Here is a 6224-nt window from a genome sequence, read left to right on the forward strand (position 1 = left end):
AGTCGGTCCCAGACGCCGGCCGCCTGCCAGTCCCGCAGACGGCGCCAGCAACTCATGCCGCTGCCGCAGCCCATCTCGCGCGGCAGCAGGTCCCAGCGCAGGCCCGTCTGCAGGATGAACAGGATGCCGGTGAGCACCGCGCGGTCATCCAGTGGTTTGCGTCCCGGATAGCGTGAACGGCGAGGTTTGGGTGGGGGCAGCAACGGTTCGATGAGTGCCCAAAGTTCGTCGTCGAGTATGGGTTTAGCCATGTCCTTTTCGTCGTCGAAACAATGAAAAGGTTAACAGGATTCATCGAGAGTAAACAGCCCCTTTGTTCATTCTGTTAAAGGTTCTTACTGCCCCATCGTGCCCGACGCTTCGCGCTACCTGTTGCACCGATGTCCATTTTCATCTTGTTGTGTTTCGTCTTGCCCTTCTTCATTGTGTCTTTCGACATCGGCTCCTTGGCCATTATGCCGCTCGTCATCTCGCCGCTCGACATCGCACCGCTGGCCTGTGCAAATGCAGCCGTGGTGGCAAAGGTGGATGCCGTAGCAAGCGCTGCAACGATTACTTTCTTCATGATTTGACTCCTTTGCTGGGAGTGGTCCAGATGTCGCAGCTCCTGCGGCATGATTCAAATAACGGTCATTCACGAAGGACGATTGACCTCATCGATAGTGGATATCGGTTCTTTTAGCCGTGGTGCGCGCACGAGTAGCCCGACGGTTTCGTCTTTATTTTCCCGGCCCGGGAAGAAGTGGGAAGAAGGGAGAACGCGTGATGCTTCGAAAGGCCCGTTTTCCACCCAGTCCAGGGCCTATCCGGCCGCGCGATCAACACGACAAACATGTGGCCGCAAGCGACGATGCGGGAATGTGTTCCAGCATATCGGGAGTGCAGACGCCATGCGGGATAGCAACGATTGGCACGCGCGACGGCCATATGCTTTGAGCAATGCCCGCGAAGGTCGGCGCTGCGACACGACCACATCGCAACACCATTCGTCGGGCCACTGAACATACGATCGGGCACGCTGGCAGGCTCCACGACGGCGTCGAACTTCTGAGCAAGCCCCGCGCGCACAAGACTCTGGCTCATAAGATCCGCCGAATGCTTCCGTTCGTGCGAGATCCAGCAGCGTATATACCTGCGACCAGCGGTTTTCTTCGTCAAGCGCTGCGCCGGCGCAGCCCTTTCGAGTTCCCAACTCCTGTGTCTGGTTTACCGACGCACGCTGGAGTTCACAATGTAATCGGCCAGGTCCATCAGGTTTGACGCGAAGAAAGCGGGGCTCCATCTGGCGACGGTCTCGCGAGCCTGCTTCGAAAGTCTCTCGCGCATCGCGTCGTGCAGCACCAACGCTCTCATTCGCTCCGCTAGAGCGTCAGTATCACCCGGCTTGACGATGAAGCCGTTGATGTTATCAAGAACGAGCTCTCCCGCGGCTCCGCACGTCGCCGTAACTATCGCGGTCCTCGCAGCCGCAAATGCTTCGTTGACGCACAGGCCCCACTGATCGAACTCGCTGGCCAGGACTACAAATTCAGACAAGGCATAGATGCCCGCCATCTCTGAATTTGGAACAGGTCGCATGAAGCATACCTTCTCGCCGACCTGCAAGCGGGAAGCGAGAAGCCGAAGCGCCCGCTCGCCTGGGCCCTGTCCGACCAATAATAGAGAAATGCCTTGCCCAGCAAGTTGTGAACGGGCGAAAGCATCGACCACGACATCGACGTTCTTCCGCGCAATGAAGCGGCTCACACACAACACATAGCGCTGCGGCAGCCCGAATAAACTGCGAATTTCGGGATCAGAGGCACGCGCCTCTTCCGCGATCCGCGAAAATTGTGCTACGTCAATGACATCGAAACCTACGCGCGATCGTTCAAGCGGGATGCCCAGCGTTTGCGCATAGGCGCGATGCCGCTGTCCTGCAACAAGTGCGCCGTCAAACCTGCGAACAAGTATTCTTTTTAGCGACTCCTTGAAAGGGCTCCGTCTGCCGTCGTCCGCCTTGGAGTCCGACATGTAGATGAGCGAAAATCGTCGCGACGTGTGTCTGAGAATACATAGCCATAAGGAATACGATGTGTTATATCCAAGCGTCACGACGACGTCAGGCTCGAAGTTCCGGACCACGCGAGCAAGCTTGCATGCAATCCTTAACGCTCGTCCTCCTGCATCGGTCAGGTCATTCTCGAGCGTCACAAGCCGCGCCGGAGACCTTGCGAAGAATCCGGCCCGCCGGGTTTGAGGAAACGTGTACACACCCGAGCGACCATAAACCTCAGTCAGGAAGAGCTCGTCTCCCCGACTGGCTGCAAGTCGCAGTAGTGCTTCATAGCGAGGCACGTGGTAGTCGCCCAGATGACCTATTACAAACAGCAGTCGCATACCGTCCTTCACCATAAACACGGGTGCGTCCCTACGATCACTACGGGCGCAAGCCGTAGGCACTAGCCGTCGTCTCGACTGGAGAGTCCTTCGCCAGTAAACCAAAGTACGTAATCACTCAGTTGGAGCTTGAGCCGGAGCGACGTGCCTACGACGAATTCAATGTCGCTGATTGGAATGACCAACCGCCGCCGCGGGTCACATTCAGTGTTCGCCAGCTTTTAAAAGATATTCGAGGAATCGTAGATCGTAGGCGTAAGAACTGCGCTGTCCGGGCCGTGATGTTCGCCCAACGCGATGGCAAACTCGCCAATGTGATTGCCGCAATAGCCTTCCCGGATGTCCGCCAAGTACCGGGAACGTCCTCACCAGCAATCGAAATCGTGAGCAGATGACCGACATCGGCCATGCGTCGCTGCAGCCTGGAAATGAGCAAGACATGAAGAGACCATAGCGTCTTCGCGTCTTCCAATGTATCGGGCGATAGAATTGGCGACACGGCGAGTTTCAAGCTGATGTGCGCCATCTTATTCAGGTCGGGCAGTAATTTATCGACGAGTTCGGAAAAGGCGTTCTGCAACACAGCGAATACTGCGCCCCTCACGTGTAGCGCAATCATTCGATGCATTTGATGGGCTAGTAGCTCGGCCACGGATACGAAATACTCGATAACAGATAAATTGACGTCGCCGCTCACAGTCCCATCGAGGACAATTCGTTGCGCGCGTTTCCCCTTCTACCGCCACGCAGCGCAAAACAAGGCCGCCTCATGCATTCTTGTTCACGCTGACAACGGCAAAAAGTAGGGAAACCCGACCAGATGGGATGGGTGAAGAACTCCAATTACCGTGTCGTGCGGATAATTCCGCAGCGCTTCACCCACTTCGAATCGGGTGACTTTCGCGCTTTGGTCCCTGCGCCCCGCTGGTGTGCCTTCATGCCATCAATCGCAAAGTGTTGCCCGATCAGCACCAGCGTCGCTACGCATTATTCCGCGCACGCTGTTGACAGAATCGGTGCTCACGCGGGTCGTTATCGGCGTGTATCAGTCCGTCATGCAGCCCTATCGCCAGGCCGCCTGCCACAGTGGTTCGGCAACGACATCTAGTCGAACCGATCACCGCATGCAGAGTATGGGTGGGCATCGCGACGAAGTCCTTAGGCCATCTGATACGGACACGCAGGCGGGCATAGACCCGGGCTGGCGCGACGATACGACACTCCAAGGTCTGAAGGAATATGGACGGCAGCTTCAAGCGGAACGTTCCCTTGGGGCACAGATGACGGAGCCGGAGCCTCCGGTATGCTTGAAAGTCTAAAGGGCGACATTGTCTTCGACGAGGATACGGTACCCAGGTTCTCGACGTGATCCAGAAGTTGATACGCGACCAAATGCCGACAATCGTACTCAACAGCGTGCTCGGCAACGCGTTGAACTAGCTGCGCTGGCAATCTTCGAAAGTCGTCACGCGTATCGGAAACGATAACTTTCCCCTATCCCCCAATACCCGAGAAACGTGACCCTGCCATCCCGCTCGGCATTCCGGGGTGGAGTTCTCAAACACCTGCGGCGGCCGTAACGCAAACGCAAACCTGAACACGCTCGCCGGATCCGCAGACGCCAATCGCGTCGGTCCCTACCGACACCTTTACGGGCTGTTCCAGCAACTTCCCCTCGCGAATGGGTGGACCACTATGATGTGCAGCTACCTTGGAAGATGCCCGTCACGCCCCTCTGATCACCGGCGCTATCACAACTTCCGCGCCGTTGTATCCGACTCTGATAGGCATCGGCGACCGTCAGCGGAACATCAGTGCGCATGCCACGTAGAAACCTCGCAATATCGACCTCATATGACTCGAGCAGTCTGTACAGCGTGACGCGAGAAATGTCCAGCTCGCGCGCCGCGTCGGCAACCTTCCCGCGATGCCTCAGCAGTGCCCTTTCGATGGCCCGTCGTTCGGCGTCGCGCCGCACCTGATCGAGCGACGACGTACGCGCGTCGATGCAATGCGAAAGTCCCAGATCGCTTGCCGTGATCGTGGAACTGTCAAACATCACCACCGCACGCCACACACGGTTGCGCAGTTCCCGGACATTCCCAGGCCAGTCGTGCGCACGCAGCGCGCGCACGGCGTCGTCAGAAAAGCCGCGAATGCGGCGGCCCGAATCTTCGCGCAGCTTATCGAGCAGATGCCGCGCCAGTAGCTCAATATCGGCGCCGCGCGCACGCAGCGGTGGCTCGTCGATTTGCAGCACGTTCAGGCGATGGTAGAGATCCTCGCGGAATCGCCTTTCCGACGTTGCCTGCTTCAGGTCCACGTGAGTCGCGCAAACGATCCTGACGTCGACAGGAATCGACTGCGCACAACCCAGCCGCTCGATCCTCTGCTCCTGCAGGAACCGCAGCAGACCCGCCTGGCTTTTCATCGGCAGATCGGCAATCTCGTCGAGAAAAACCGTGCCGCCGTTTGCCGCTTCGATGCGCCCCGCCTTGCGCTCGCTCGCGCCCGTGAAGGCGCCGCGCTCGTAGCCGAAGAGTTCGGACATGACGAGGTGCTCCGGCATCGCGCCGCAATTGATCGCGACAAACGGAGCGTACCGTCGCGCGGAATGACGATGGATCGATAGCGCGGTCAATTCCTTTCCGGTTCCCGACTCGCCCTGGATCAGCACGGGGGCGTTGCAAATCGCAACCTTACGGATCATGCGAAAGAGATGAAGCATCGTCTCGCAGGAACCGATCATTTCGCCATCGACGATGGTCCGGGGGTCGTGGATAACCGGCTCGGTCAGCAAGGCCATGCCGCGCGCGTGACCGACCGCGTGTCCGAGTTCGTCGGGCGTGGTCGGCAACGTGATGTAGCCCATGCAGCGGCCCCGCACGATCGAGCGGATCGAGACATCTTCGAGCTGACCGGGCCACAGCGCGGCAACCCAACCTACATCGCGTGCGGCGAGGATGTCGGAGAGCGCCTCCATGTCGCGCGGGAATTTCATTGACGCAATATCGATCAGCCCGCCCGCGCCGCCCGCGAGCCGCCCGCGATTCCGGGTCCGCGCGCCGATGTCAATCCTGTCGATTTTCCAGCCGTTTCTCGGCAGCAGAGCATCGGGCAGCGCGCGGTTACCACGGCAAACGTGGTAGAGCTTCCTCGTCACAGAGTCCATACGAAGCCTCTGAGGTCGGTTCTAATTAGAAAGGAAAACTGGTCGGCTCGACAAGAAAGAGAAAATTACCTGTAAAGAAAGTGTCGGCGACCGAAGCTGAAGGAACGCTTAAGATTTCCTTTCCATCTGATGGAGGAAGCCGTACTTGCGCGTAAATCCGTGGAGAAATGTGCGGCGCACCGCATAATGATGGGCGTACGTGTGCGTAACGAGAATCAAGGACGAAATGGAAATTTCAAATCCTTAACCATTGAATGCGGCGTTGTCAGGCTGTTGGGTCACTCACGTGAGATGTCGTGATGACAAGATCGAAATCGCCCTATCACGGCCACCGCTAGACGGTGTTAGGAACCTCCGGTCAAACCTGGTACCCTGGAGGCATGACAAGAGAGAAACGTAAAGCCTACCCGACAGACGTTTCAGACGAAGAATGGAGCTTCGTGGCAGCGTATCTGACGTTGATGGATGAGAGTGCACCGCAGCGTAAATATGAGTTGCGCGAGATGTTCAATGCGTTGCGCTGGATGGCTCGCGCGGGGGCTGCGTGGCGAATGCTGCCGACCAATTTTCCGCCGTGGGAACTCGTGTACCAGCAGACGCAACGATGGCTGGCGGCTGGCTGTTTCGAGTGCATGGTGAGTGATCTCCGTTCGATCGTCCGTGTGGCGCAGGG

General features: G+C 58.0%; 6 protein-coding genes. 1 reads left to right on the top strand and 5 read right to left on the bottom strand.

What is annotated here, in order from left to right; translation table 11 throughout:
- The 5 genes from BLT65_RS46125 to BLT65_RS46150 form a co-directional block, all read right to left on the bottom strand.
- Positions 1-251, bottom strand: a 251-nt coding sequence (locus BLT65_RS46125) for a transposase (RefSeq protein WP_143036571.1), incomplete at its 3' end; no start/stop codon positions are given.
- A 74-nt stretch (positions 252-325) separates the two neighbouring features.
- The gene (locus BLT65_RS46130) at positions 326-565 is read right to left on the bottom strand and encodes a hypothetical protein (protein WP_091790697.1); all 240 of its coding nucleotides are present in this window, start codon (positions 563-565) and stop codon (positions 326-328) included.
- Positions 566-1206: 641 nt separating this feature from the next.
- Positions 1207-2394: a glycosyltransferase family 4 protein gene (locus tag BLT65_RS46135; protein ID WP_244187125.1), complete on the bottom strand. Its 1188-nt coding sequence runs from the start codon at positions 2392-2394 to the stop codon at positions 1207-1209.
- Between the two features lie 133 nt (positions 2395-2527).
- On the bottom strand, positions 2528-3076 hold the full coding sequence (locus BLT65_RS46140) for a hypothetical protein (protein WP_091790694.1): 549 nt from the start codon (positions 3074-3076) through the stop codon (positions 2528-2530).
- A 996-nt stretch (positions 3077-4072) separates the two neighbouring features.
- Positions 4073-5551 (bottom strand): sigma-54 dependent transcriptional regulator, encoded by a 1479-nt coding sequence (locus tag BLT65_RS46150; protein WP_091790696.1) that lies wholly within the window; start codon positions 5549-5551, stop codon positions 4073-4075.
- Positions 5552-5931: 380 nt separating this feature from the next.
- On the opposite strand from BLT65_RS46150, the gene BLT65_RS46155 reads away from it, so the two are divergent.
- Positions 5932-6224, top strand: a 293-nt coding sequence (locus BLT65_RS46155; protein ID WP_143036736.1) for a transposase, incomplete at its 3' end; no start/stop codon positions are given.

It is taken from the genome of Paraburkholderia steynii, from assembly GCF_900100565.1.
Taxonomy (GTDB): Bacteria; Pseudomonadota; Gammaproteobacteria; order Burkholderiales; family Burkholderiaceae; genus Paraburkholderia; species Paraburkholderia terrae.